The following is a 24865-nucleotide window of genomic DNA, read 5'->3' as shown; positions in this document are numbered from 1 at the left end:
TGATCTGGATTCCAACGGAGGATCGAGTGTGTTTCCTTTCGATATTGTGAGTAGTCCGTTGTTACAGGAGTATTAAGTCGTGGTCAGTAATGGTAAAAAACACCGTGATGGTGTATTTCGTTGGACTCGCCGGTTGGGCTGTGGGTGCGGCGCTGTTTTCTTAGTGCTGCTTCTTATTGTCGCGATCATTATTGTCGTTGATTCAATTCCGTCTGAACGACATGACATGCCTGCATCTGCATGGCAGGGGCCGCCTCTGTTAGTTACCCTGCGTGAGAATAACTCGGGGATCCACAATGAAATTGCAGATATACGGCTTCTCAAGGATGGTGTGCTGACTCCTCTTGCACTTGTGCCCACTGATGGTGAGGAGTTCACAGCTGTTCCAGTTGATGGTGGATTCGTTGTTGTTACTGGACGTGCGTTGCGGACTTACAACTGGGAGGGGAAATTGCAGGAAAAACGTGATTTCCCCGGTTTTGATGGGGTGAAGTCGGCTGTGATTGAAGGCTTTGGCTATGCGGTGACGAGCATTCCTCACACTCGTGAGGATAAGAATGGGTGGTGGGTTGATTACGCCTTTATCGGACGACGCGGAGACATCCATATTGTCAGTATTTCTGGTAATTCTTCAGCGGTAGCGTTCTGTGGTGACAAGCGTTACATTGCGACCACCGTGTTGTCCAAGGACGATGCTCTTCCGAATGAGATTGCTGTGTATGAGCTATCACATGATTGGGTGATCGGCGAACCGCTGTTTAAGTCTGGTATTCCAGGGACCATAGACAGCGAAGCCGGGGTGACAGTTTTTACAGATCTCATCGTTCACTTGATGGGGTGTGGTCCGGGTGAAAGTCTTGTCGCTTTGATAGATGCCCCGGAAACCGATCCGACGGAGTTTTGGGAAAATCGTGAAAATATTTCGGTGACAATCGATATTGCGAATAAAACAGCTTCGTACGCACCAGCACCAGCCAAGTTATTGGAGTTCTCAAAGGGACAGTTTTCCCGAGGGAAAACCAGGATGGAAGGGGTCTCAAGTGAGGGAAAGACGCTGGACTATGATTTCGTCTCCGGAAAGTTTGAATCGCCATGGAGTGCCGAAATTATCCCGGATGGTAACAACTATGTGTATTCGATAACTCCCGAAATGGTTGTGGTCGCACCCTGGTATGACCCGAACGACCCAGATATGCTTCCATTCACGGCATACGATCGGCAGACCGGCCGTATGTTGACAAGGGTCGAAATTAAGTCAGATAACAGCCTTAGACAATCTGTGCAGGAAATTGAGATCATCCCGCCGGGGAGCGGAATCTAGAACCCGAGTGGGGATCTGTCTGGCTCGTTGTATCGAAAATGATATTTTGCACTCCGTTATTTGTGTGTGGGCTGCGAGAATCGCAGCGGACTTGACCAGGCCTCTTAGTGAGGCGAAGAACTCGGTTGCGGAGAATGGTAGCTAGAGGCATCTGGTGAGGACGCACCCGCAGACACAACTGGGTGAGGGAAGCAGTACATTTTCTTAGTACGAGTGGCCCGACGGGAAAATCCGAAATGGTAGTCACTACAATTGGGCGAATGATTGCAGCGACTATCGCACACGAACTGGGGGTGGACGTTGCCAAGGTAGAGGCGACAATTCGGCTCCTCGACGAAGGTAACACCGTCCCGTTTATCGCCCGTTACCGCAAGGAAATAACCGGCGGGCTCGACGACACACAGCTTCGCACGTTGGAGGAACGCCTTCACTACCTGCGCGAGCTGGAAGACAGGAAGCAGACGATCCTCGCGTCGATCGAAGAACAAGGAAAGCTCACCGATGAGCTGCGCGCCCTCATCCTCGAGTGCGATTCCAAGGCTCGCCTCGAGGATCTGTACCTGCCGTTTAAGAAGCGTCGCAAAACCAAAGCGGATAAAGCCCGCGAGGCCGGAATTGGCGCGGCGCTGGAGGAGATCGTCGACAAGCCAGGAGCAGACCCGGAGGAAATCGCGGCGCGGTATGTCACCGAGGGGTACGAGGACATCAAAGCGGTGTTTGACGGGGCGCGCGCCATCCTGGCCGCCGACCTGTCCGTCAACGCCGACCTCGTGGGCGACCTGCGCGACGAGCTCGCCAAGGAAGCCACGGCAGTCGTCGGAGTGGTTGAGGGCAAGGAAGCGGAAGGAGCCAAATACCAGGACTACTTCGAGTTCTCCCAACCCGCTAAGGACATGCCCTCCCACCGGGTGCTGGCCATCCTGCGCGGTGAAAAGGAAGGCGTTCTGCGGATGGAGCTGGACGGGGGAGACGATTCGCTCTATGAATCCATGGTGTTTGACCACGCCGGCTATCCGCACTCCGAGTGGCTCGACAACGCCGTGCATCGTGCGTGGAAGACCAAGCTTGAGGTGTCTGCGGCGCTCGACGTGCGGATGCGGATGAGCGAAAAAGCGGAGAAGGATGCCCTCGCCATTTTCGCGGTCAACCTCCGCGACGTGTTGCTTGCCGCGCCTGCAGGGCAGAAGTCCGTGCTCGGGCTCGACCCCGGCTATCGCAACGGCGTGAAGTGCGCCACCGTCGACGCCACGGGCAAGGTGCTGTCAACCACCATCGTGTACCCGCACCAGCCACAAAACCAGTGGAACAAGGCCGTCATGGAGCTCGCCTCCATCGTGGCGGAGCACCACGTGCAGCTCATCGCCATTGGCAACGGCACCGCCTCGCGGGAGACAACCAAGCTTGCGCGTGAGGTGGCGGACATGATTGGCAAGGCCGGGGGAGAAAAACCCGTCCCCGTGGTCGTCAGCGAGTCCGGCGCCTCCGTGTACTCGGCATCGGATCTGGCCGCCAAGGAGTTCCCAAACATGGACGTCTCGCTGCGCGGCGCGGTGTCCATCGCCCGCAGGCTGCAGGACCCGCTGGCGGAGCTGGTGAAGATCGATCCGAAGTCCATCGGCGTGGGGCAGTACCAGCACGACGTGAACCAGACGGAGCTTGCCCACACCCTGGACGCGGTGGTAGAGGATGCCGTGAACTCCGTCGGGGTGGACTTGAATTCCGCCTCGGTGCCGCTCCTCAACCGGGTGGCGGGCATTACCCCGACGCTAGCAAAGAACATCGTCACATACCGAGAGGAGAAGGGGGCCTTTGGCGCCCGGAAGGATCTTCTTTCCGTGCCTCGGCTCGGGCCCAAGGCCTACGAACAGTGCGCCGGCTTCCTCCGTATCCGCGGCGGGGACAATCCGCTCGACGCCTCTGCGGTGCACCCGGAGGCCTATTCGGTGGTGGAGGACATCGCCAAGAGTAGCGGCGTGGGCGTGCAGGAGCTCATTGGAAACACCCGTGTGCTGCACAAACTCAACCCCGCGGACTTCGCCACTGAGACCTTCGGCGTGCCCACTGTCAAGGACATCCTTGATGAGCTGGACAAGCCGGGCCGGGATCCGCGCCCCGATTTCCACACCGCCACCTTCAAGGAGGGCGTGGAGTCCGTCTCCGACCTCACCCCGGGGATGATCCTCGAGGGCACCGTCACCAACGTGGCGGCCTTTGGCGCGTTCGTGGACGTGGGAGTGCACCAGGACGGGCTCGTCCACGTCTCGGCGATGAGCCACAGCTTCGTGTCCGACCCGCACGACGTGGTGAAAAACGGCGACACGGTCAAGGTCAAGGTGCTTGATGTGGATGTGCCCCGCAAGCGCATTTCGCTCACCCTCAGGCTTGACGACGAACCGGGCGCGGGCGACAAGCAGCGGCGCGGAGGCGCGGACAAGCGCAAGACCTCACAGCGCGACCGTCGTGACGCACAGGACCGACGCGACGGACGCGGTGACAGAGGTCGTCGCGGAAACCGTGACCAGGGATCCGTCGGAAAGCGTGGGGCCCGTGGTAACGGTGGTACCGGCGGTTCCATGGCGGACGCGCTGCGCCGGGCAGGATTTGGGAAATAGCCGTTCGTGTGGCACAATCCCAAAGGTTAATGTAACGGATATGAACCAGCCGAGCACCGGGAAGCCGGAAGCGCCGCTAGGTTCCTCTTTCCTAGCAAGTTTGAAAGGGTTCTTTAAATGAACAACATCCTTGACAAGGTTGATGCAGCATCCCTGCGCGACGATATCCCGGAGTTCCGTCCCGGCGACACCGTCAACGTTGGCGTGAAGGTCATCGAGGGTTCCAACACTCGTGTGCAGTACTTCAAGGGCGTCGTCATCCGTCGCCAGAACGGTGGTATCCGTGAGACGTTCACCGTCCGCAAGGTGAGTTTCGGCATCGGTGTCGAGCGTACCTTCCCGGTGCACTCCCCGAACCTCGATTCCATCGAGGTTGTCACCCGCGGTAAGGTCCGTCGCGCCAAGCTGTACTACCTGCGCAACCTGCGCGGCAAGGCGGCCCGCATCAAGGAGCGCCGCTAGTAATCACCGCGCCCCCTCCCGCAGGAACCGCCCGGTACACGGCGTTTTCACACGGTGAAAACGTAGAGAGTGGTCTGCCCTGCAAGGCGGCGTGAGCGATCTGCAAACGTAACCCAGTGTCCCCGCTGTGTGGGGCGCTGGGTTTTTTGCTGGTACTATGTGCCAACGTGAGTAAGCAAGAAAAGCCCCAGCAGCCGTGGTACATCGAAATTCCCATCGTCATTATCACCACGCTGATTATTGTCTTCTTAATCCATACATTTGTGGGGCGCATTTACCTCATCCCCAGCCAGTCGATGGAGCCCACTCTCCACGGCTGCGCGGGCTGCACGGGCGACCGCATCGCGGTAGAAAAGGTCTCCTACGCGTTCACCGACCCCGAGCCCGGCGATGTTGTCGTGTTCAAGGGGACACCCGCGTGGAACACCAACTTCGTGTCCAACCGCTCGGATAATCCCGTGGTGAGGGGGCTCCAGAACGCGGGCTCCCTGGTGGGGCTCGTGGCACCGGATGAAAACGATTTGGTCAAGCGCATCGTGGCAAAGGAGGGGCAGACCATCCAGTGTCTCCCCGGTGACGAGGGTGTCAAGGTTGATGGTGAGCTCATTGATTCCTCCTACACGCTCAACCCGCCGGCGTACCCGGTGGAATCCTCGAGTGGCTCCGATGCGTGCGGCGGCCCGTATTTCGGCCCGGTGACGGTGCCTGAGGATAGTTTCTTCATGATGGGGGATAACCGTACCAACTCGCTGGATTCTCGCTACCATATGAGCGATGCTCTCCAAGGCACGATTCCAAAGGAAAATATTCGTGGGAAGGTGCAGGCGATTATCCTCCCAGTCAACCGCATCGGCGGCGTAGATAATCACCCGATTCAGCCACAGCAGCTCGAGGCCGCGAAGTAGCAAGTGCTCACTACATACGGCGGTCGGCCGGTGCGTCCCCTCAAGGGGATGCGCACCTACGAGGTCGCGCTGGACCGGGCTGGGTTGGGACCGGTTGCCGGAGTAGACGAGGCTGGCCGGGGCGCGTGCGCTGGTCCCATGACAATCGCCGCGTGTGTCCTCCCGCCCCGGTACATTCCGGAGCTGGAGCTTCTCGACGACTCGAAGAAGCTCACCCCGCGCCGTCGCGCGCTGCTCTACCCGCTCATCAAGAAATACGCTACAGCGTGGAGCATCATTCACATTTCGCCTGAGGATATCGATGCTTTCGGGGTGACCGAGGCGAATATTTCCGGGATGCGCAGGGCCGTCGGGTCACTCGCCGTCCATCCGGGGTATGTGCTTACCGATGCCTGGTGGGTCCCCGGGTTCAGTCAGCCCTCGCTGCCCATCATTGGGGGCGATGCCACCGCGCGCTGCATCGCCGCTGCGAGCGTGCTGGCCAAGTATTCCCGGGACTGCATCATGGTGGAATACGATACGGAATACCCCGACTACGGGTTCGCCTCCCACAAGGGGTATGGCACCGCCACACACATGGATGCGGTGCGCCACCACGGTGCAAGCCCCATTCATAGATATAGTTATTCCAACGTTCAACGTGCCCATAGTGACTGGATGGAAGTGCAATCATGAGTTCTGAGGACTTGGAAAACTACGAAGCAGAAGTGGAACTGAGCCTGTACCGCGAGTACCGGGACGTGGTGAGCCAATTCTCCTACGTTGTCGAGACTGAGCGACGTTTCTACCTGGCTAACGGCGTTGAGCTGATCCCGCACACCGAGGGGGGCGAGGTGTACTACGAGGTGCGCATGTCCGACGCCTGGGTGTGGGACATGTACCGCGCCGCCCGCTTCGTGCGTTACGTGCGTGTCATCACCTACAAGGATGTCAACATCGAGGAGCTGGACAAACCCGAAATGGTGATTCCGGACTAATTAGCGGGGCAACCGCAACGGACAGCAAACCCGGACACTAGCGACGGGGGAGCGTCGACAAGCCAGGGGTACGTGAACGTACCCCTTTTTTCTCAGCCAGTGCCTTTGTTGAGCCCTCTTTTAGGGCTTCCGCGAGCGTGGGACTGTGCGGTTGCTTTCGCTGAGGGGCGAAAAAAAACTAAGGCCGGAGGTCTCTTCGGGGAGGAAGGTGAGTCAGGGGAGGGATACTGCTCGCTCGTAGCCGGAACGCGTGACCCACCGCAGATTCCCTCGGCGGGGTGTGGCGAGGAGGCGGAACCTGAGCCTGTGGATAAATTTTTCCTACCAATAGTTCCGAAAGAGGGGGTTATCCACAGGGAACAGTATGGAGGGGTGACGGCGAGGCCGGTGTGCGCAATACTGGCACCACCGGCTGCGCGCCGCGCAACCGGGGAATACCACCACCGCACCGCCACGGCTTGTACCTGTGCCTCACACTGAGCCACGGTCGCCGCAACCGGTGCAACGAGACAAACCGGGGAGACATGAGCACCAAAAATGTGTTAGTGGGCAAACGGGGGGAAACCCGTGCCCGCAGGTACTACCAAGAAAAAGGCTATACGTTCGTAGCCGCCAACGTGAGGTACACGTGCGGCGAGATCGACCTCATCATGCAGCAGGGTGATACCACCGTGTTCGTGGAGGTCAAGACGCGAACGACGGGGGTGATGGGCGGCGCGGAAGCCGTCACACCGACCAAACTGCGGCGGGTGCACCGCGCCGCCATGCGCTGGCTTGAGGGGAAGGCCTACCGGCCGATCCGCTTCGACGTTGTAGAAATCATCGGTGGCACCGTCACCTGCTTCAAGGGGGTCGACCGTGGCGCTTGCTAGAACCGTCACCGTCGCGTTCGAGGGGGCAACAGCCACCATCGTCGATGTGGAGGCCAACGTGGGGCCCGGGCTCCCCGGCACATACATCGTGGGACTGGCGGATAAGTCCGTCGCAGAATCGCGCGACCGCATCAAACTCGCCACCCAGAACTCGGGTCTGGCGTGGCCCAAAACCAAGATCATCGTCAGCCTCTCGCCGGCGGCGCTCAAGAAATCGGGCTCACACTTCGACCTCGCCATGGTCCTATCCATCCTGTTCGCCTCCGACCACGATGCCTACGCCGAGACGATCCTCACCACCACCATGTTCCTCGGCGAGGCGAGCCTCAACGGGCGTATCCGACCGGTCGCCGGGGTGATACCCGCCATCCTCGCGGCCAAGAAGGCGGGCTTTACCAGGGTGGTCATCCCCGCGGAGAACGCCGCCGAGGCCGCCCTCTGCGAGGACATCGACATCTTCTGCGTCGAGTCACTGGCCCAGGTCGTGCGCTGCGTGACCGGGGACGAGGAGTGGGAGCCCATCGACCGAGGTGAGGTTGACCCGCCAATAAACCACAAGCAGTTGCTGGACATGCGCGACGTCGCGGGCCAGCCCGAGGCGCGTAGAGCAGCCGAAATCGCCGCTGCCGGCAAGCACAATTTTCTCATGATCGGCCCACCGGGCAGTGGAAAATCTATGCTCGCCGCGCGGATGCCGGGAATCCTGCCCGAGCTTACGCCGGATGAGAAGCTCGAGGCCACCGCGATTCACTCAGTGGCGGGCAAGGCATTCAACGGTCCCATCATGAGCCCACCGTACGTGGCACCACACCACTCGGTGACTCGGGCCGCTCTCATCGGAGGCGGATCCGGCAACCCCGTTCCCGGTGCGGTGTCTCTGGCGCACAGAGGTGTGTTGTTCCTCGACGAGGTCTCGGAGATCCCCGCAGCAATCCTCGATAGTCTGCGCACCCCGCTGGAACAGGGGTACGTGCGACTCATTAGGTCGCGCCGGGACGTGTATTTTCCCGCCAGGTTCCAGCTCATCATGGCGGCCAACCCGTGCCAGTGCGGGGCGGAGGAACCGTCAGCGTGCAGGTGTTCCGCCAACGCCCGGGCCCGCTACCTCAACAATGTGAGCGGGCCATTGCGTGACCGGTTGGACATGATCGTGTGTACCCACGCCCGGGGTGCGGTCATCCGCAGTGATGTGCAGGAATCCACGGCGATGATCCGAGATCGCGTCATCGAGGCGCGGGGGAGGGCCGGACACCGCTGGGCGCGGGCCGGGCGGCCAACCCTGAGTAACGGGGAGGTGGATGGCGCGTGGCTGCGGCGCGAGTATCCGGCAGATGAGGAAGCGATGGAGTACCTGGCGGTGTACCTGGCCAAGGGGGCGATCAGCCAGCGCGGAGTGGACCGGACGTTGAAAGTCGCCTGGACCATTGCCGATCTCGCCGGAGCCGAGGTGCCTGATATTGACCATGTCGCACAGGCTCTGGAACTGCACGATTACGGCTCGTGGGAGGTGGCAGCATGAGCGATTCCTCGTACCCGACTCAGTGGGATGCCGGCGGACGCTCTGGCGTAGCGGGTTCCGGGGGACGGAAGTCGGCCAACACCATGCCCACCAAGCGCCGTGAAGCGTGGGCGTATCTCTCGCGGGTGGTGGAGGGCCCCAGCCGTAGGCTCAACGAGCTGCTTTCCCAGGGAGTTGATGTGGAGGACATCGCTAGCGGTGTCTTCCACCAGCAAGAGTGGCTCGGCGATCTGTGCAAGCAGACGGCCACGAGACACGAGTGGCTGCGCCCCGCTGAAGACCTGGAAGCCATCGATGCCGTCGGCGGCCGGCTTATCACCCCGGAGGATCCTGAGTGGCCCGCAGATGAGTTGGGAGCAGCCTTTGGGTTTGCCGCCTCGGGGATGAGCGACCACTGTCGCTCCTACCAGGAGGATGCGGTGCCCCCGCACACATTGTGGGTGCGAGGTACAGAGCGCCTCGATGGACTCGTCTCGCGCAGCGTCGCCTTTGTGGGCACCCGCGGCGCGAGCAATTACGGGATTGCTGCCACGCGTATGATCGTCAACGGGCTTGCCGCCCACCAGTGGACAATCGTCTCCGGCGGGGCCAAAGGGGTGGATACCGCCGCGCACACGGAGGCCATCGATTCCGGCGGGAGGACCGTCATGGTTGCCGCCTGCGGGCTCGACGTGAACTATCCTTCGACCAACGCCGAACTGTTTGCTCGCATCGCCACGCACGGCGTACTCGTCAGCGAGTACCCGCCGGGTATTCACCCGGCTCGCCACCGTTTTCTCACTCGCAACAGACTGGTCGCGGCGTTGGCGCAGGGCACTGTCATTGTGGAGGCTGGTTGGCGTTCTGGCGCTCTCAACACGCTGAGCTGGGCGGAGGGGCTGGGCCGGGTGGCGATGGCGGTGCCGGGCCCGGTGACGGCGAACACGTCGCTGGGCTGCCACGCCCGTATCAAGGAGGGGTCTGCGCAGCTGGTGACCTCAGCCGACGATGTCCGTGAGCTCCTCGAGCCACTGGGCACGTGCGACCCGGACGGTCAGCGTGAGCTGGAGTTCCCAGGCTCGCCGGTTACCTCCCTTACCCGCACGGAAATGAGGCTTTATGATGCCTGTTCCACGGTGCCGCGTACCAGTTCCGACATTGCCCGCGACGCGGGGCTTCCCTTAGGGCTTGCGATGCACGTGCTCGTCGATCTTGCCCAGCGGGGAGTCATCGTGCGCAGCGGCAAACTCTGGTCGCGTGCCGGCGACTGCAGCTAGGTAAGCAGAGAGAGCGGATCGCCGGCGGCGGTGCCGGGAGCGCGCTTCATGTGGGTGGGCCATTACACTACGGGTATGGCCACACCTGATTTTGATGAACTCACCGAGGACTTCTGTGACCATCTGCGCTACAACGAGGGGAAGAGCGAGGCAACTATCCGTGGCTACCGCGCCGATCTTCATTCATTCCACCAGTTCGCTGGTGGGCTGGAGAACTTCACTCTCACGGCGCTGCGCTCGTGGCTGGGAGACGCTGTGGACAAGGGACGGGCCCGTGCAACGCTTGCGCGCCGGGGTGCCTCTGTGCGGAAGTTCTCCACGTGGGCTTGTATCCACGGATACCTGGACCGCGACGTTGCGCAGCGCCTGCGGGTTCCGTATCAATCACATCACCTACCCACTGTGCTCACCGGGGCGCAGGCAGCTGAGATGATGGGCAATGCGGGTTCGCATAGTGAACCCGAGTTTCTCAGAGACTCGGCGATTCTCGAATTGCTCTACGCCACGGGGATGCGTGTGGCGGAGTTGTGCAGCATCGATGTCGCCGACGTGTCAGACGGACAAAGCACTGTGCGGGTCACGGGAAAGGGGAACAAGCAGCGGGTGGTGCCGTTTGGTGAACCAGCTCGTGATGCGTTGGATGAGTGGCTTGCCAAGGGGCGTGGGCATTTTGCAACAAAGGAGAGTGGGGATGCACTTTTCCTCGGCGTGCGTGGTGGCCGTATTAACCAGCGGCAGGTGCGCCGTATCGTGGAGAAGGCCGCTGAGATCACCGGTGTTGATGGAATTACCCCGCACTCGCTTCGTCACACTGCGGCAACGCATCTTCTCGAGGGCGGCGCGGACCTGCGGGCCGTGCAGGAATTTCTCGGCCATTCCTCTCTCCAAACCACACAGAAATATACCCACGTTTCCGGTGAGCGTCTAAAGAAGATCTACAACCAGGCCCACCCGCGAGCCTAAAGGAGGCCGGCGACTGGTTAAGACTCCCTTATGTGGGTCGTAACCAATGGTGCTGATAGTACTGGCAATTTTTCATCCGTGATCGCCCATAGAGGTAATCTTCCCCTATGGGGCTCATGAATCCGCTCGGGTATTTGCCGAGGTTAGGGTGCATAGAATTGAGGCGCCTCGATAATCAACGAACGAGCCTAGGTAAACATTCATGCCCTGTGTCAACTATGCCATCTGCACTGGGATCTTCCTCGAAAACGAGGGGAAGCACGATGTTAGCAAAACTAGCCCGGCACATAGCGGGAACGGTGCGCAGTGAGGAGTGGTGGCACGTGTCACGGTGATGTGAGCGGTGACGCACGTCTGGAGTAACTAATCGTGCGCGAAGTTCGGGCCTGCTGGATATCAATGGGGACCGGGAGCAGCCTGATTTTGGGATCGTGCATGAGATCCAACGGGTCCATATACGTCTTCGGTCCGGTCTTGGCGCCCCAGTGGAGGCCTGTATGAGGAGAGGGGACGTTTGCGACCACGCCTATGGGCTGGCCTTTGTGAACGGGTTGACCAGGTGCCACCCATGCAGTAACTGGCTGGTAGGTGGTGATGATGTCCTGCGCATGGTAGATCGAGACCGTTGGTTGCGTGACCACAATACCTGCGAAGCGGACGACACCGTCGCCGGTAGCAAAAACAAGCGCGCCCGGGGCGGTGAGTACGTCGATTCCGCGGTGACCCGGAAGGTAGGGGTTGGGAAGTTCGTCAAAAGGGCGGGTCACTGTGGGCGGAAGGGACGTTCCTGTAGTGGGGCTGACGTATTCCCCCGGGTAGGTGGTTCCGGCAGCCGGGCCGGAAAGACAGGTTAGCGTGACCCCTACCGTGAGGAGAAACGCAAGAACCTTCCACGCCAGTGGTGCAAGAGGTAGTGGACCACGAGGGCGGAGGATTGGACGTTGAACTAGTGCAAACACACCATCAGTTCTTCCACTTCCTAGTGCGTCGCGCCGGGAGAGGGAACATTCTGTGGACAACTCCGCTGTTTCGGAAAGAGCAGGAGGAATTGTTATCCACAAGCGGTTCGGCCACACATAGCGCGCACACCGTGAGCTGACCGTGAACCGTCCCAAGAGAACGTCGAAAAGCCATTATCAAAAAGGTGAATGGAACGCAGACGCTCATTCCTCCGTTAATACGGATATCACAAGAACGCGTGATGCCCCGTGGCGCTGTCACGAGTCGCAATTTTCAGCATCGAAAATGGGGTGGAGGTGACGCATGTGAAAGGATGGAATGGTTGAGGTGAATGCCTAGATTCTTCCGTTGGAAAATTGTGATTTCCAACGAAGAACGTCTATACTCGTCTATCGCAGTGTGCCTATTTTGGGGAACCTTACCGCACAAGAGCGCGACGCGAAAGTCTACCGCGCTCATGTGCAGCACGTTTCCCAACGTAAGTAGCTGACTACGCGCGGCTTTCCGCAAAGTCCGATCACGTGGTCCCCTCGGGGTGTGGTTGGGCGGGAGTCGCTAGGGTGCAGGAAAAACCTGCACGTTGATACATTTTGTAACCACACAAGTAAAGGATCCATCATGGCAGTTGTAACCATGCGAGAGCTCCTCGACGCCGGTGTCCACTTCGGCCACCAGACCCGTCGTTGGAACCCGAAGATGAAGCGTTTCATCTTCACCGACCGTAACGGCATCTACATCATTGACCTGCAGCAGACCCTGACGTACATCGATCAGGCCTACGAGTTTGTCAAGGAGACCGTCGCCCACGGTGGCACCGTTCTCTTCGTTGGCACCAAGAAGCAGGCGCAGGAAGCCATCCAGAACGAGGCCGAGCGCGTCGACATGCCCTACGTCAACCACCGTTGGCTCGGCGGCATGCTGACCAACTTCCAGACCGTGTCCAAGCGCCTTCACCGCATGAAGGAACTGCAGGCCATGGACCAGGCCGAGGACGGCTACGCCGGTCGCGGCAAGAAGGAAATCCTCATGCTCACCCGCGAGCGCACCAAGCTGGAGCGCGTTCTCGGCGGCATTGCCGACATGAACAAGATCCCGTCCGCCATGTGGATTGTTGACACCAACAAGGAGCACATCGCGGTTTCCGAGGCTCACAAGCTGAACATCCCGGTTGTTGCCATCCTCGACACCAACTGCGACCCCGACGAGGTTGACTACCCGGTGCCGGGCAACGACGACGCCATCCGCGCCACCACCGTCCTCACCCGCGTCATCTCCACCGCTGTGGAAGAGGGCCAGAAGCTCCGCAAGGAGCGCGAGCTCGAGGCAGCCAAGAAGGCCGCCGGCGATGACAACAAGGACGAGGCAGCCGCCAAGAGCGAGACCTCCACCGAGGAAGTCGCCCCCAAGGTTGAGGAGACCAAGGAAGAGGTCGCCCCCAAGGTTGAGGAGACCAAGGAAGAGGTTGCTCCCAAGGTTGAAGAGACCAAGGATTCCGACAAGTAATTCTTAGGGTCATTCACACCCGGGAACGTTTAATTCCCCCACGGCCCTCACGTGCTTCGATTGCGTGGGGGCCGTTCCTGGATAACCGCGGTTCAGCCACCCGGCGAAGCCCGCGATTATCAAGTACGCTTTAGCAAGTACGCTTTTAGTAAGCGAAACGATCCACATATTTACACTCAAGGAGGATCGCCCCACAATGGCGAACTACACCGCTGCAGACGTGAAGAAACTGCGTCAGATGACCGGCTCCGGCATGCTCGACTGCAAGAATGCACTGGCAGAGACCGATGGTGACTTTGACAAGGCTGTTGAGCTGCTCCGCATCAAGGGCGCAAAGGACGTGGGCAAGCGCGCCGACCGCGACGCTGCCCAGGGCATCGTTGCTATTTCCGGCAACACCATGGTTGAGGTCAACGCTGAGACCGACTTCGTGGCTAAGACCCCCGAGTTCATCGAGTTTGTTGACAAGGTAGCCGCAGCAGCTGACAAGGCCAAGGCCAACTCCGCTGAGGAGCTCGCCGCCGTCGACGTTGACGGCCGTCCGGCAGCTGACGTGCTGCAGGAAATGTCCGCAAAGATCGGTGAGAAGCTGCAGCTTCGTCGCGCCGTCACCCTCGAGGGTGCCAACGTCGCAACTTACCTGCACCAGCGTTCCGCTGACCTGCCCCCGGCCGTCGGCGTGCTCGTCGCCTACGAGGGTGAGGGCGATGCAGCCAAGGAAGCCGCTCACCAGGTGTGCCTCCAGGTTGCAGCTCTCAAGGCTCAGTACCTCACCCGCGAGGATGTCCCGGCCGAGGTCGTGGAGAAGGAACGTTCCATCGCCGAGCAGATCACTCGCGAAGAGGGCAAGCCGGAGAAGGCTATCCCGAAGATCGTCGAGGGTCGCCTGGGCGGCTTCTACAAGGATGTCGTGCTCGTCGATCAGCCGAGCGTTGCGGATAACAAGAAGACCGTGGGCAAGCTCGCCGAGGAGGCTGGCATCACCCTCACCGGCTTCGTCCGCTACGAGGTTGGCCAGAAGTAACAGCACTTTTCACTCGTTACTTCTCCTGCTTGCTGGCGTAGGGCCTTAAACAGCGAGAGAAACGCGGGTAAATTGCGTAAGGCGCACTACCGGTTCCCATGGGATCGGCAGTGCGCCTTTGTCGTACGGTAAGATAAAGCCGATTGACAAGCTTCAAACGAACCTGGCAAGTGGGTCGACATAAGGAAGGACAGTTTCGTGGACGACGAGGTCGAAAGCGTATCCAACCGCGGCGGTTTCAAGCGCGTGATGCTCAAACTCGGCGGTGAGATGTTTGGCGGAGGCCAAGTAGGCATTGATCCCGATGTGGTGGAAAACGTGGCCAAGCAGATCGCCGAGGTATCCAACAACGGCACCGAGGTGTGTGTTGTCATCGGTGGCGGCAACTTCTTCCGCGGCGCCGAGCTGCAAAAGCGCGGGCTCGACCGGGCTCGAAGCGATTACATGGGCATGCTCGGCACCGTGATGAACTGCCTCGCGCTGCAGGACTTCCTCGAGCAGCAGGGTGTGGAAACGCGAGTACAAACTTCCATCAACATGGCTCAGGTTGCCGAGCCCTACCTCCCGTTGCGCGCCAAGCGACACCTGGAAAAGGGACGCGTTGTGATCTTCGGCTGTGGCATGGGTATGCCGTACTTCTCAACTGATACAACCGCCGCCCAGAGGGCTCTGGAGATCGACTGCGAGGTGCTGCTCATGGCGAAGGCCGTGGACGGCATTTACTCCGACGACCCGCGGACGAACCCCGATGCCGAGCTGTTTGACACGATCACGCCGGATGAGGTCATTCGCCGTGATCTCAAGGTCGCCGATTCCACCGCGTTCTCATTGTGCAAGGACAACGGGATGCCGATTCTCGTTTTCAACCTGCTGACGGAGGGCAACATCCGCCGTGCGGTCAGCGGTGAAAAGATCGGTACCCTCGTACGGAAATAGAAGTGGCCCGCACAGCGCCGGTTGTGGTTGCCAGTGCGGGTGCGCCAAACGCAGAGGCGCCTGTGGCGTGCCGGAGCACCGGTCGGCCCACCGCCCCTGCGTTACGTGTAAGACGAACAAATCTCGCCACCACCGATGCGTCAACGCGTACGATACGTACGTAAGTGGCAAAAACTAAAGGAGAAACGTTAGCTCATGATTAATGAAGTTATTTTGGAAGCCGACGAGCGGATGGAAGCCACGGTGGATCACACCCGTGAGGAGCTGTCCCACATCCGCACCGGCCGGGCCAACCCGTCGATGTTTAACGGCGTCATCGCCGAGTTTTACGGTCAGCCGACCCCCATTAACCAGATGGCTACCATCTCGGTGCCGGAGCCGCGCATGCTGCTCATCAAGCCGTACGACCTCAACTCGATGGATGACATCGAGCGCGCCATCCGCAACTCGGATTTGGGCGTCAACCCCACCAACGATGGCCAGGTGCTCCGTGTCACCGTCCCGCAGCTCACCGAGGAGCGCCGCCGGGAGATGGTGAAGGTGGCAAAGACCAAGGGTGAGGACGGCAAGATCGCCATCCGCAACATCCGCCGCAAGGGCATGGATCAGCTGAAGAAGATCCAAAAGGACGGCGACGCTGGTGAGGACGAGGTCCAGGCAGGCGAGAAGGAGCTGGACAAGGTCACCAAGAAGAACGAGTCCCGCGTGGAAGAGCTCGTTGAGGCCAAGGAAAAGGAGCTCATGGAGGTCTAACCCCTCCCTGTGCACAGTGGCTCGCGCGGGGTCCCAACAATCCCCAGCGAGCCACTAACCTCAGTAACCGGCGCACGGTGCCGTACGGGCACGTCCGGTTCGCGGGTGTTGGTGCGTAGCCCACTCGTTTCATGTCACCACCAAGGAATCACACGATCACAATGTCAGATCACCAGTTTTCCGGGTTTCCGCAGATCAAGCTATCTGAGATGAAGATGCCCCGGCCAAAGAACGACTCGGGACGCAACATGCCGGCCGCTATCGGCACAGGCGTTGTCCTCGGCGCGATCGTGTTGGTGGGAATCTTTGTCGGCCCACTGGCGTGGTACCCCATCGTAGCCCTCGCCATCGGCCTGGCCACGTGGGAGGTTCACCGGCGGCTGACGGAGGGCGGCTACGCCATGAGCCTGTCCATTCTCCTGTTCGGCGGCCAAATCATGGTGTGGGCCTCGTGGCCGTGGGGGCTGTGGGGCCTCATGGCGGGCTACGTGAGCAGCATTTTGCTGGTCATGTTCACCCGCCTGTTCCGCAACGGTGCCCACACCCCGCCGCGCAACTACTGGCGCGACATGTCCATGTCCACGTTCGTACTCACGTGGATTGCGCTATTCGGCTCCTTCATCGCGATGCTTTCCAACATCACGCGCCACGATATCCCGGGGCCGATGTTCATCCTTACCTTTATGCTCTGCGTCATCGCCAGCGATACGGGTGGGTTCCTCGCCGGTGTGGGCTTTGGCTCCCATCCGCTTGCTCCCGCAGTGAGCCCGAACAAATCCTGGGAGGGGTTCGGCGGCTCGCTCGTCGCCGGAATGGCAGTGGGGGCGGTAACCGTCCGTTTCCTCCTTCACGCCCACCCGCTTTTCGGTGTGCTGTTGGGGACGCTGCTTGTGGTGGCAGCCACCCTGGGCGATCTGGTGGAAAGCCAGTTCAAGCGCGAATTGGGGATCAAGGACATGTCGCGCATGCTTCCAGGCCACGGCGGACTGATGGACCGGCTCGACGGGATGCTGCCGGCCGGCGTTGTCACCTGGCTTATCCTGTCGATTCTGCAAACGTAGGAGAGCCGCCGCGCGGTACATAGCGGGGATCCTACGCTGCGCGTTCGACTAAGTTGGGGGAATGCGGGCGGAATCTGGCACAATGAGGGTTATTATGCCCACACCCGTTGTTTTGAACTTCAACCATGCTCGCCGTTCCATGCCGCCGAAGCATTTTGCGGATTACACCAAGCCCGAGAGGATCGAGATCCTCAAGGAGCTGGGGCTGCCCAAATTCCGCGATAACCAAATCGCCCGCCAGTACTACGGGCGTTTTCAGGCGGACCCGAAAAAGATGACGGATCTGCCGGAAAGCGTGCGGGAGAGGATCGCGGAAACCCTGTTTCCGCCGCTGATGGAGCCCGTCCGGGAGACCTCCGCCGACGACGGCAACACCCAAAAGATGTTGTGGCGCCTGCACGATGGCACGCTTTTGGAATCGGTCCTCATGGAGTACCCCGATCGGGCGACGCTGTGCATCTCCTCCCAGGCCGGGTGTGGCATGGCCTGTCCCTTCTGCGCCACGGGCCAGGGCGGCTTAGACCGCAACTTGTCCACTGGTGAGATCGTGGACCAGGTGCGGGCCGCGGCCGCGACGATGCAGGCCAAAGGTGGCCGGCTGTCCAACATCGTGTTCATGGGGATGGGGGAGCCACTTGCGAACTATAACCGGGTGCTCAGCGCCATCCACCAGATCACGCAGCCGTCGCCGGAGGGGTTTGGAATCTCGCAGCGGGGTATCACCCTGTCTACCGTTGGGTTGGCTCCGGCTATTCGACGCTTTGCCAAAGAGGGGTTGTCCTGTCGTCTTGCGGTGAGCCTCCATACGCCTGACGACGAGCTTCGCGATTCCCTCGTGCCCGCGAACAATCGCTGGCCGGTGGAGGAGGTACTCGATGCCGCCAAGGAGTACGCGGATGCCTCCGGTCGCCGTGTTTCTATCGAGTACGCGCTCATCAAAGACATTAACGACCAGCCCTGGCGGGCGGATCTTCTGGGCAAGAAGCTCCACGGCGCGTTGGGTGCCAAAGTGCATGTCAATCTCATTCCGCTCAATCCCACGCCTGGCTCGAAGTGGGACGCGAGCCCCAAGCGGGTGCAAGACGAGTTCCAGCGCCGCGTCATCGCCCGTGGCGTGACGTGCACGGTGCGTGACACGCGTGGGCAGGAGATCGCCGCGGCGTGTGGCCAGCTTGCGGCCGAGGAGCGCTCGGGCGCAGCCGCAGAGCTTGCAGCGAAGAGAACGAGCGAGGCGGCTCGTTCAACGGAGGAGATCCGCTCCCACGAAACACCCGCGCACTAGTCCCGTACGAGGAGGCACTGGGCCGGGACCACCAAGTGGCGATCGGGTTCAGTAGCAAAAAGCCACCTTCCGCGTGAGGCGGAAGGTGGCTTTATCCCTACTACTCCAAAAAGGAGGTCAGTGATGCTGCGTGGCCGTTACTGCTCTTCGATGACAGCGGTGGTCGTGGCTGCAGGTGCCGCGATGTGGCGTGCCTGCTCCTGCTCGCGGGTGCGACGCACGAGCTCAGGATCGTAGTTGAGGCTGCGGAGCTGGGAATCAGAAAGCTCGGTGTAAACACCGGTGAGGTGCTTCTGGTCGTAGTTCCAGTCACGCTCCACGTAGCCCTGGGGCTGGTTATTCGCGGTGACCTTACGAACCTGGTTGAGATCCGGTTTGAGGGCGAAGATGATGAGGCCGAGCGCGATGACAACGGCCAGACCGATGAGCCAGATGGTCTCCACGTGGCCACGGTGGTTACCGAAGTTGAACGCGAGCAGGAGGACAACGCCGAGCCAGCCACAGATCTGGATGACACCATTGCCGATACGGTGCCAGCCCCACTTGGCTGAGGGCTCATCGAGCGTGTTGACGCCGTTGTAAATCTCACCACCCTGGTCTGCCTGGACGGCAGGCTTACGGTTCTTGCGAGCCTTCTTCACTCGTACCTTCTTGCCTGGCTTGGCAGAATCGGCATTCACAGTGTGGGAACCAGCCACGGTAACTCCTTTTAAACGTATTGATGAGCGCTTTTACATCTGCTCGCCGATCTTTTTGGGAACCGGCGTAGCAGACATGCCTAACGCAGCATGTGCACTTTTTCTAGATACGCTAAATCTTTCCACACTTTTCCCACATCGTCGAACAACCGGGCGGGTATCCCCCAAATCTCCGCCTTTCGACGTACCCTATTGGGCTTCATTCGGGTGAAGTAGGGGTGCAGTAGAACCGCAACAGCACCGCAGAGGGACTACATGCACTCCACCGGACGTCGAGTTGCCTGCCGCGTTTCCTCCGAGGCGTTGCACGCGGCGCGATATGCACACGTGTGGCGTTGTACACACGTGTGGTGAAGCGCTAGCTGGGGCGCGAGCCGAGCCACCAGCGGAGCGGAAAGCCACGTAAGATTTGTCGTGGTTGCTTCTTTTCCCCGCGACCAGCCACCGTGCGGCCACGTTTCACGCGGTACAGCTAGTACCAACGGGTCACGCCCATGCGCGCATCGGCAATGCACACCATGCAATGGACGCATCTGCAATGCGCGCATGTGCAATGTGCGCACGGGCACTGCGCGCTATGGGAATTTGGTGGGTCGATGGGAAGAGAAGACAGGTTGTGACAGCTAGACAGGAGAGAACATGGCACGTACGGTCTTGATTCTCGGATCGACAGGGTCGATCGGGACGCAGGCACTCGAGGTGATAGCGGCGAACCCGGACAAGTTCACCGTCGTTGGCATCGCAGCAGGTGGTTCGCACACCGACCTCCTCATTGAGCAGGCAAGAAAGCTGGGCTTGTCACCCGACCGGGTGGCGGTCGCCTCCCACCACGAGGTGGTGGAGGATGCCCTGGGAGGGACAGTGATATCCGGGCCGGACGCGGCAGAGAAGCTGGTACGCGCGGTCCCGGCGGAAACCGTGCTCAACGGCCTCGTGGGTGCCATGGGGCTCGCAGCAACGCTGGCAGTGCTCGAGATGGGGGAAACCCTCGCACTGGCAAACAAGGAATCCCTCGTCGCGGGCGGAGACCTCGTGATGAAGACGGCACAGGCGGGGCAGATTGTCCCCGTCGATTCGGAGCACTCCGCGATGGCCCAGTGCCTTCGTTCCGGCACCCACGCCGAGATCAAATCCCTGGTGCTTACCGCCTCGGGCGGCCCGTTTAGGGGATGGACGCGGGAGCAGATGATGGATGTCACGCCCGAACAGGCGGCGCAGCACCCCACCTGGTCCATGGGACAGATGAACACGCTCAATTCGGCCACCCTGGTAAATAAGGGCCTGGAGCTCATTGAGGCCAGTTTGCTGTTCGGTGTTCCTGCTGAGCGGATCGAGGTAACCGTTCATCCGCAGTCCATCGTCCACTCAGCCATCACGTTCGTCGATGGTGCCACCATCGCGCAGGCATCGCCGCCTTCGATGAAACTGCCCATCTCCCTGGCCCTCAACTGGCCAGATCGCGTCCCCGATGCGGAACCGAGCCTGGACTTCTCCCAAGCGCATTCGTGGACGTTTGAGCCTGTCGACGAGGTCAATTTCCCCGCCGTGCGGCTTGCGCGGCAGGTAGTCACCGCCGGAGGCACGTGGCCTGCGGTGTTCAACGCCGCCAACGAGGAAGCCGCCGCCGAATTTCTCGCCGGCAGGCTTCGGTTCCCCCATATTGTCGACGTGGTGGAGGCCGTGCTAGACAAGGCAGCTGATTTCGCGGGGACGCCACGCGATTTCGATGATGTCATGGCAACTCAAGATGCCGCCCGCACGTGCGCCCACGATGTCTTAAACACGATGAGAAGCTAACTTTTAGCGGTGTGGCCAACGCGTCCGTGCGAGCGGGCGCGCTGGCTTTATTCTTGGTAAAACACGGGTTAGAGTTCGTAGAGATTTCTCACCACGCCTGCGCGCCACGAGCCCTGCAGTAAAAGTGGTGGGGAAACGAAATAACGATGAGAGAAAGAAGGGCCGGCGCCGGATGAGTTACTTTGTGGGAGTCTTCCTCTTCGCCCTCGGCATTGCGGTGACTATTGCGCTGCACGAGTTTGGGCACTTCGCCATCGCGCGTCTGTCCGGCATGCGGGTGCGGAGGTTCTTCGTGGGTTTTGGGCCCACGGTGTGGAAGTTCCGGAGGGGCAACACGGACTACGGGTTCAAAGCCCTCCCGCTCGGCGGGTTCTGCGACATCGCGGGGATGACGGCGCTTGATGAGATGACCCCGGAGGAAGAGCCCCACGCCATGTACAAGAAGCCGGCGTGGCGTCGGATCGCCGTGATGAGTGGCGGAATCGCGATGAATATTCTCGTCGGCACCGTTATCTTGTATGGGCTCGCGGTGACCACCGGGCTGCCAAACCCGAACCCCGATGTCACCCCGGTGGTTGCGGAGACAAAGTGCATCGGTGAGGGGTGCTCCGGAAACGGCCCCGCCTACGAGGCGGGTATCCGCCCCGGAGACGCGATTCGCACGGTCGCAGGCGTGGACACCCCATCTTTCCTGGACGTTCGCAACGAGGTGTTCCTTCACCCAGGCGAGACCGTGGACGTCACGGTCGAGCGCGATAACACGACGCTGACGTTCCCGGTTGCCATCGGTAGCGCCGAGGCAACCTTTCCCGATGACACCACCAAGACGGTGGGTGTCATGGGCGTGTCGAGCGCCCCGATCAAGGACGCGTACCTGACGTACGGCCCGGTTGAGGGGATTGGTGCCACGGCCTCCTACGCGGGTGACCTGTTCGTGGCTACGTGGGACGGTCTCAAGTCATTCCCCGGCAAGATTCCCAGTGTAGTGGCCTCCATTTTCGGCGGCGAACGAGACCAGTCCTCACCCATGAGCGTGGTGGGAGCGTCCCGAGTCGGCGGCGAGCTCGTGGAACGGTCCCTGTGGGCTATGTTCTGGATGCTGTTGTCCAACCTCAACTACTTCCTGGCGCTGTTCAACCTCATCCCGCTGCCCCCGCTCGATGGTGGGCACATCGCCGTGGTCATCTATGAGAAGATTCGCGACGCCATCCGCAGGTTGCGTGGACTTGCCCCCGCGGGCCCCGCGGACTACACCAAACTCATGCCCGTCACCTATGCCGCGAGCCTGGCGCTCCTCCTCATCGGTGGGCTAGTCATTGTGGCCGACGTAGTCAATCCCATCAAGCTGTTTTAGCCAAACGCAGGCGCGATGGGGGCCACCGGGCCCACGGCCAACGGACACCAGTGTGGCAGTGTAAACTGGTGCAACGAAAGTTTTCCCAGCTAGAGAATAGGTTTACGAATGTCAGCACCCATTGGACTTGGAATGCCTGAGGTACCACCAGTTCTTCACCCGCGCCGGAAGACCCGCCAACTCATGGTTGGAAACGTGGGAGTTGGTTCTGATTACCCGGTTTCCGTGCAGTCGATGACCAACACCAAGACGCACGATATCAACGCCACGCTGCAGCAGATCGCTGAGCTCACCGCGTCCGGTTGTGACATCGTCCGCGTTGCCTGCCCGAAGACAGTGGATGCCGAGGCTCTGCCGGCCATCGCGCAGAAATCCCCTATTCCGGTCATCGCTGACATTCACTTCCAGCCCAAGTACATTTTCTCTGCCATCGAGGCCGGCTGTGCCGCCGTTCGCGTGAACCCCGGCAACATCCGTCAGTTCGACGGCCGCGTCAAGGAGGTTGCCAAGGCCGCCGGTGACGCGGGTATCCCAATCCGCATTGGCGTTAACGCTGGGTCCTTGGACAAGCGCATTATGGAAAAGTACGGCAAGGCTACTCCAGAAGCGCTCGTTGAAAGCGCCATCTGGGAGGCCGGGCTGTTTGAGGATTGTGGATACGGCGATATCGCCATTTCCGTCAAACACCACGATCCCGTTGTCATGGTGGAGGCGTACCGCCAGTTGGCAGCCAAGACGGATTACCCGCTGCACCTCGGCGTGACCGAGGCCGGGCCCGCGTTCCAGGGCACGATCAAATCGTCTGTGGCCTTCGGCGCACTGCTTGCCGAGGGCATCGGTGACACCATCCGCGTGTCACTGTCTACAGAGCCCGTGGAGGAGATTCGGGTGGGTGACCAAATTCTGCAGTCGCTCAACCTGCGCCCGCGGAAGTTGGACATCGTCTCCTGCCCGTCCTGTGGTCGGGCCCAGGTGGACGTGTACAAGCTGGCAGAAGAGGTCACCGATTCGCTGCACGGAATGGATATTCCGCTGCGCGTCGCCGTCATGGGCTGCGTTGTCAATGGCCCAGGTGAGGCACGCGACGCCGATCTGGGTGTGGCCTCCGGCAACGGGAAGGGTCAGATCTTCATCAAGGGCGAAGTGATTAAGACCGTGCCCGAGGAGGAGATTGTGGACACCCTCATCGAGGAAGCAAAGAAGCTCGACGCGAAGATGAAGGCGGAAGCCGAGGCGTAACACCGCCGCGCAGCGAGCGTGAGCGCTTACAACAATGATGGCCACAGAGAACACTCTGTGGCCATCGTCGTTAGTACACGTGGGTCTTTAACTAGTAAGCAGTGCTACGGGGCCTGTGGTGAGAGCCCCACGCGATGCTTGCCCGTCACCCCGCGGGTTCGCGGTGGGGTGGCAGCGCTTGCTAAATCCCCCGGAGCAACCGCCACGGGCCTGCGAGCACCGGGCGTGGGTTAACGGGAGAGATTGGCATGGGAGGCGTAGTACTGCAGCCAGGCGTAACCGGGGGTGAAGCCGGAGATACCGCAGCCGGGGAAAAACTGTGTCTCGGTGATGGACGGCGGGCGTGGCGGATCACCCAGGAAGTTCATCTCAGGTGCGAGCCAATAGGACCGTATCGCCTTGTTGTAGCCGTGGATAAAGTCCACGTAGAGTCGCACAAAGCGTGGCGACTCGGTGGCAGCGGAAAGCTCGGCGAGTTGGTGCTTCAGGGCTTGCGTGGAGGCGCGTTGATCCTCCGTGAGGAATTCCTCCAGGTCCCTTTCAAGTAGACCGATGGTGTCCCCGCGAGATCCGGCAAGTCCGAGCTGAAAACCGTAGAGCTGTGTAATGGATTTCTCCGCGTTTTTCCATCCCTCCACCTGGGCAATAAACTCTGGCGCGTGGGCGAGTGCCTTGTGCCAGCGTGGATACGGGTGGTTGGGTGAGTACGTTGTCTCCCCAGTGCTGGATGTCTTTTCCCACACAGGTTCCCACGTCCCGTACTTCAGTTGGTGTTCGGCCTTTGTAAAATCGTCGCGCTCCTGCTGTAGTTGCGTGAGCTTGGAAAAGGAGGACTTCCATTCGCTTTTCACCGCTTCGGTGAGAAGCGGTGGCGTGAGCTTGCGGTATTTCTTGTTGGCTTCCTCATACGCCGCAATCACCTCATCGAGTGTTTCACTGGCATCATTGAGTGACGTTCCTTTTTCGCGGTTGCGGGTGAAAACCCCCATACGCCTGGTGAGAAGGATGACGATACCCACGTTGCAACAGATCACGCCGAGGACCGCGATTACGACGATTGCAATCCCAATCGGATCGGTATCGTTGTGTGGCACCTCCAGCAGTAGGAGGGAAAGAATGATCAGGATGGTACCGATTGTGATGCTCCACTGGGCCGGTCTCTGCAGCCTTTCTGTATCCATAACTTAAGTGTATGGCGATTAGACGTTTTCGCATTTCGGGGAGAATATGCGGAGACTAAGCGGTCGTGACCTCGGTGGGCGTGACCATCCGGGGGTAGCTACTGTTCTCACTGGGAAGCATCTGGGTCACTGTCCCGCGTACGGGCATCGGGCGGAAGTGACAATGTGAGTAGCCAACCGTGGTACGAGC

General features: G+C 60.4%; 22 protein-coding genes. 19 read left to right on the top strand and 3 right to left on the bottom strand.

Going from position 1 to position 24865, the window contains the following annotated elements:
* Nucleotides 1–79 precede the first annotated feature (79 nt).
* The 10 genes from HMPREF1219_RS04230 (at nucleotide 80) to HMPREF1219_RS04185 (ending at nucleotide 10887) form a co-directional block, all read left to right on the top strand.
* On the top strand, nucleotides 80–1321 hold the full coding sequence (locus HMPREF1219_RS04230; protein ID WP_016459268.1) for a hypothetical protein: 1242 nt from the start codon (nucleotides 80–82) through the stop codon (nucleotides 1319–1321).
* Nucleotides 1322–1581: 260 nt separating this feature from the next.
* Complete coding sequence (locus HMPREF1219_RS04225; RefSeq protein ID WP_040426888.1) at nucleotides 1582–3933, top strand: Tex family protein; 2352 nt, start codon at nucleotides 1582–1584, stop codon at nucleotides 3931–3933.
* A gap of 117 nt (nucleotides 3934–4050) precedes the next feature.
* The gene (gene rplS, locus HMPREF1219_RS04220; protein ID WP_016459266.1) at nucleotides 4051–4395 is read left to right on the top strand and encodes a 50S ribosomal protein L19; all 345 of its coding nucleotides are present in this window, start codon (nucleotides 4051–4053) and stop codon (nucleotides 4393–4395) included.
* A 167-nt stretch (nucleotides 4396–4562) separates the two neighbouring features.
* A complete protein-coding gene (gene lepB / locus HMPREF1219_RS04215) occupies nucleotides 4563–5300 on the top strand; it encodes a signal peptidase I (RefSeq protein WP_040426886.1) in 738 nt (245 codons plus the stop codon).
* 3 nt (nucleotides 5301–5303) lie between these two features.
* Nucleotides 5304–5975: a ribonuclease HII gene (locus HMPREF1219_RS04210; protein WP_016459264.1), complete on the top strand. Its 672-nt coding sequence runs from the start codon at nucleotides 5304–5306 to the stop codon at nucleotides 5973–5975.
* Nucleotides 5972–6277: a DUF2469 domain-containing protein gene (locus tag HMPREF1219_RS04205; protein ID WP_016459263.1), complete on the top strand. Its 306-nt coding sequence runs from the start codon at nucleotides 5972–5974 to the stop codon at nucleotides 6275–6277. The genes HMPREF1219_RS04210 and HMPREF1219_RS04205 overlap by 4 nt, the downstream gene beginning before the upstream one ends.
* 524 nt (nucleotides 6278–6801) lie before the next feature.
* Nucleotides 6802–7149, top strand: coding sequence for a YraN family protein (locus HMPREF1219_RS04200; protein WP_040426884.1), 348 nt, complete (start codon nucleotides 6802–6804; stop codon nucleotides 7147–7149).
* Nucleotides 7136–8668: a YifB family Mg chelatase-like AAA ATPase gene (locus HMPREF1219_RS04195; protein ID WP_016459261.1), complete on the top strand. Its 1533-nt coding sequence runs from the start codon at nucleotides 7136–7138 to the stop codon at nucleotides 8666–8668. The genes HMPREF1219_RS04200 and HMPREF1219_RS04195 overlap by 14 nt, the downstream gene beginning before the upstream one ends.
* Before the next feature lie 83 nt (nucleotides 8669–8751).
* Entirely contained in the window at nucleotides 8752–9924 is a 1173-nt protein-coding gene (dprA, locus tag HMPREF1219_RS04190; RefSeq protein WP_040427236.1) for a DNA-processing protein DprA, read from the top strand.
* 75 nt (nucleotides 9925–9999) lie between these two features.
* Entirely contained in the window at nucleotides 10000–10887 is an 888-nt protein-coding gene (locus tag HMPREF1219_RS04185) for a tyrosine recombinase XerC (protein WP_040426882.1), read from the top strand.
* Between the two features lie 326 nt (nucleotides 10888–11213).
* Here HMPREF1219_RS04185 and HMPREF1219_RS04180 read toward each other — a convergent pair whose 3' ends face one another.
* Entirely contained in the window at nucleotides 11214–11654 is a 441-nt protein-coding gene (locus HMPREF1219_RS04180; RefSeq protein WP_016459258.1) for a M23 family metallopeptidase, read from the bottom strand.
* Nucleotides 11655–12465: 811 nt separating this feature from the next.
* Between HMPREF1219_RS04180 and rpsB the strand changes: the two genes are divergently transcribed.
* From rpsB to rlmN, 6 genes are all read left to right on the top strand, one after another.
* Nucleotides 12466–13350 carry a 30S ribosomal protein S2 gene (gene rpsB, locus HMPREF1219_RS04175; RefSeq protein WP_016459257.1) on the top strand — a complete coding sequence of 295 codons (885 nt, stop codon included), beginning with the start codon at nucleotides 12466–12468 and terminating at the stop codon, nucleotides 13348–13350.
* A gap of 196 nt (nucleotides 13351–13546) precedes the next feature.
* Nucleotides 13547–14374: a translation elongation factor Ts gene (tsf, locus tag HMPREF1219_RS04170; RefSeq protein ID WP_016459256.1), complete on the top strand. Its 828-nt coding sequence runs from the start codon at nucleotides 13547–13549 to the stop codon at nucleotides 14372–14374.
* A 249-nt stretch (nucleotides 14375–14623) separates the two neighbouring features.
* Nucleotides 14624–15310 carry a UMP kinase gene (pyrH, locus tag HMPREF1219_RS04165; RefSeq protein WP_219350868.1) on the top strand — a complete coding sequence of 229 codons (687 nt, stop codon included), beginning with the start codon at nucleotides 14624–14626 and terminating at the stop codon, nucleotides 15308–15310.
* 195 nt (nucleotides 15311–15505) lie between these two features.
* On the top strand, nucleotides 15506–16063 hold the full coding sequence (gene frr, locus HMPREF1219_RS04160) for a ribosome recycling factor (protein ID WP_016459254.1): 558 nt from the start codon (nucleotides 15506–15508) through the stop codon (nucleotides 16061–16063).
* 161 nt (nucleotides 16064–16224) lie between these two features.
* The gene (locus HMPREF1219_RS04155) at nucleotides 16225–17124 is read left to right on the top strand and encodes a phosphatidate cytidylyltransferase (protein WP_016459253.1); all 900 of its coding nucleotides are present in this window, start codon (nucleotides 16225–16227) and stop codon (nucleotides 17122–17124) included.
* 94 nt (nucleotides 17125–17218) lie between these two features.
* Entirely contained in the window at nucleotides 17219–18406 is a 1188-nt protein-coding gene (gene rlmN / locus HMPREF1219_RS04150) for a dual-specificity RNA methyltransferase RlmN (RefSeq protein WP_016459252.1), read from the top strand.
* Nucleotides 18407–18543: 137 nt separating this feature from the next.
* On the opposite strand, the gene HMPREF1219_RS04145 is transcribed toward rlmN, so the two are convergent.
* Nucleotides 18544–19047, bottom strand: a complete 504-nt coding sequence (locus tag HMPREF1219_RS04145) for a DUF2631 domain-containing protein (protein WP_308216977.1) — start codon at nucleotides 19045–19047, stop codon at nucleotides 18544–18546.
* Between the two features lie 696 nt (nucleotides 19048–19743).
* Between HMPREF1219_RS04145 and dxr the strand changes: the two genes are divergently transcribed.
* From dxr to ispG, 3 genes are all read left to right on the top strand, one after another.
* The gene (gene dxr, locus HMPREF1219_RS04140) at nucleotides 19744–20901 is read left to right on the top strand and encodes a 1-deoxy-D-xylulose-5-phosphate reductoisomerase (RefSeq protein ID WP_016459250.1); all 1158 of its coding nucleotides are present in this window, start codon (nucleotides 19744–19746) and stop codon (nucleotides 20899–20901) included.
* 172 nt (nucleotides 20902–21073) lie between these two features.
* Complete coding sequence (locus tag HMPREF1219_RS04135) at nucleotides 21074–22255, top strand: M50 family metallopeptidase (protein WP_016459249.1); 1182 nt, start codon at nucleotides 21074–21076, stop codon at nucleotides 22253–22255.
* 108 nt (nucleotides 22256–22363) lie between these two features.
* Entirely contained in the window at nucleotides 22364–23494 is a 1131-nt protein-coding gene (ispG, locus tag HMPREF1219_RS04130; RefSeq protein WP_040426875.1) for a flavodoxin-dependent (E)-4-hydroxy-3-methylbut-2-enyl-diphosphate synthase, read from the top strand.
* Nucleotides 23495–23724: 230 nt separating this feature from the next.
* Here the strand turns inward: ispG and HMPREF1219_RS04125 are convergent, their stop codons facing one another.
* Nucleotides 23725–24675: a BAR domain-containing protein gene (locus tag HMPREF1219_RS04125; protein ID WP_016459247.1), complete on the bottom strand. Its 951-nt coding sequence runs from the start codon at nucleotides 24673–24675 to the stop codon at nucleotides 23725–23727.
* Between the last annotated feature and the right edge of the window lie 190 nt (nucleotides 24676–24865).

Source organism: Corynebacterium pyruviciproducens ATCC BAA-1742 (assembly GCF_000411375.1).
Classification (GTDB): domain Bacteria; phylum Actinomycetota; class Actinomycetes; order Mycobacteriales; family Mycobacteriaceae; genus Corynebacterium; species Corynebacterium pyruviciproducens.
This window is presented reverse-complemented; position numbering and strand designations above follow the sequence as displayed.

Excerpts from the sequence above, each read along its gene's own strand:
- dprA (WP_040427236.1), top strand. The coding sequence starts at position 8,752 with ATGCCCACCAAGCGCCGTGAAGCGTGGGCGTATCTCTCGCGGGTGGTG.
- HMPREF1219_RS04135 (WP_016459249.1), top strand. The coding sequence starts at position 21,074 with ATGAGTTACTTTGTGGGAGTCTTCCTCTTCGCCCTCGGCATTGCGGTG.
- HMPREF1219_RS04155 (WP_016459253.1), top strand. The coding sequence starts at position 16,225 with ATGTCAGATCACCAGTTTTCCGGGTTTCCGCAGATCAAGCTATCTGAG.
- rpsB (WP_016459257.1), top strand. The coding sequence starts at position 12,466 with ATGGCAGTTGTAACCATGCGAGAGCTCCTCGACGCCGGTGTCCACTTC.
- HMPREF1219_RS04225 (WP_040426888.1), top strand. The coding sequence starts at position 1,582 with ATGATTGCAGCGACTATCGCACACGAACTGGGGGTGGACGTTGCCAAG.
- pyrH (WP_219350868.1), top strand. The coding sequence starts at position 14,624 with ATGCTCAAACTCGGCGGTGAGATGTTTGGCGGAGGCCAAGTAGGCATT.
- rplS (WP_016459266.1), top strand. The coding sequence starts at position 4,051 with ATGAACAACATCCTTGACAAGGTTGATGCAGCATCCCTGCGCGACGAT.
- tsf (WP_016459256.1), top strand. The coding sequence starts at position 13,547 with ATGGCGAACTACACCGCTGCAGACGTGAAGAAACTGCGTCAGATGACC.
- dxr (WP_016459250.1), top strand. The coding sequence starts at position 19,744 with ATGGCACGTACGGTCTTGATTCTCGGATCGACAGGGTCGATCGGGACG.
- rlmN (WP_016459252.1), top strand. The coding sequence starts at position 17,219 with ATGCCCACACCCGTTGTTTTGAACTTCAACCATGCTCGCCGTTCCATG.
- ispG (WP_040426875.1), top strand. The coding sequence starts at position 22,364 with ATGTCAGCACCCATTGGACTTGGAATGCCTGAGGTACCACCAGTTCTT.
- HMPREF1219_RS04125 (WP_016459247.1), bottom strand. The coding sequence starts at position 24,675 with ATGGATACAGAAAGGCTGCAGAGACCGGCCCAGTGGAGCATCACAATC.
- frr (WP_016459254.1), top strand. The coding sequence starts at position 15,506 with ATGATTAATGAAGTTATTTTGGAAGCCGACGAGCGGATGGAAGCCACG.
- HMPREF1219_RS04205 (WP_016459263.1), top strand. The coding sequence starts at position 5,972 with ATGAGTTCTGAGGACTTGGAAAACTACGAAGCAGAAGTGGAACTGAGC.
- HMPREF1219_RS04185 (WP_040426882.1), top strand. The coding sequence starts at position 10,000 with ATGGCCACACCTGATTTTGATGAACTCACCGAGGACTTCTGTGACCAT.
- HMPREF1219_RS04200 (WP_040426884.1), top strand. The coding sequence starts at position 6,802 with ATGAGCACCAAAAATGTGTTAGTGGGCAAACGGGGGGAAACCCGTGCC.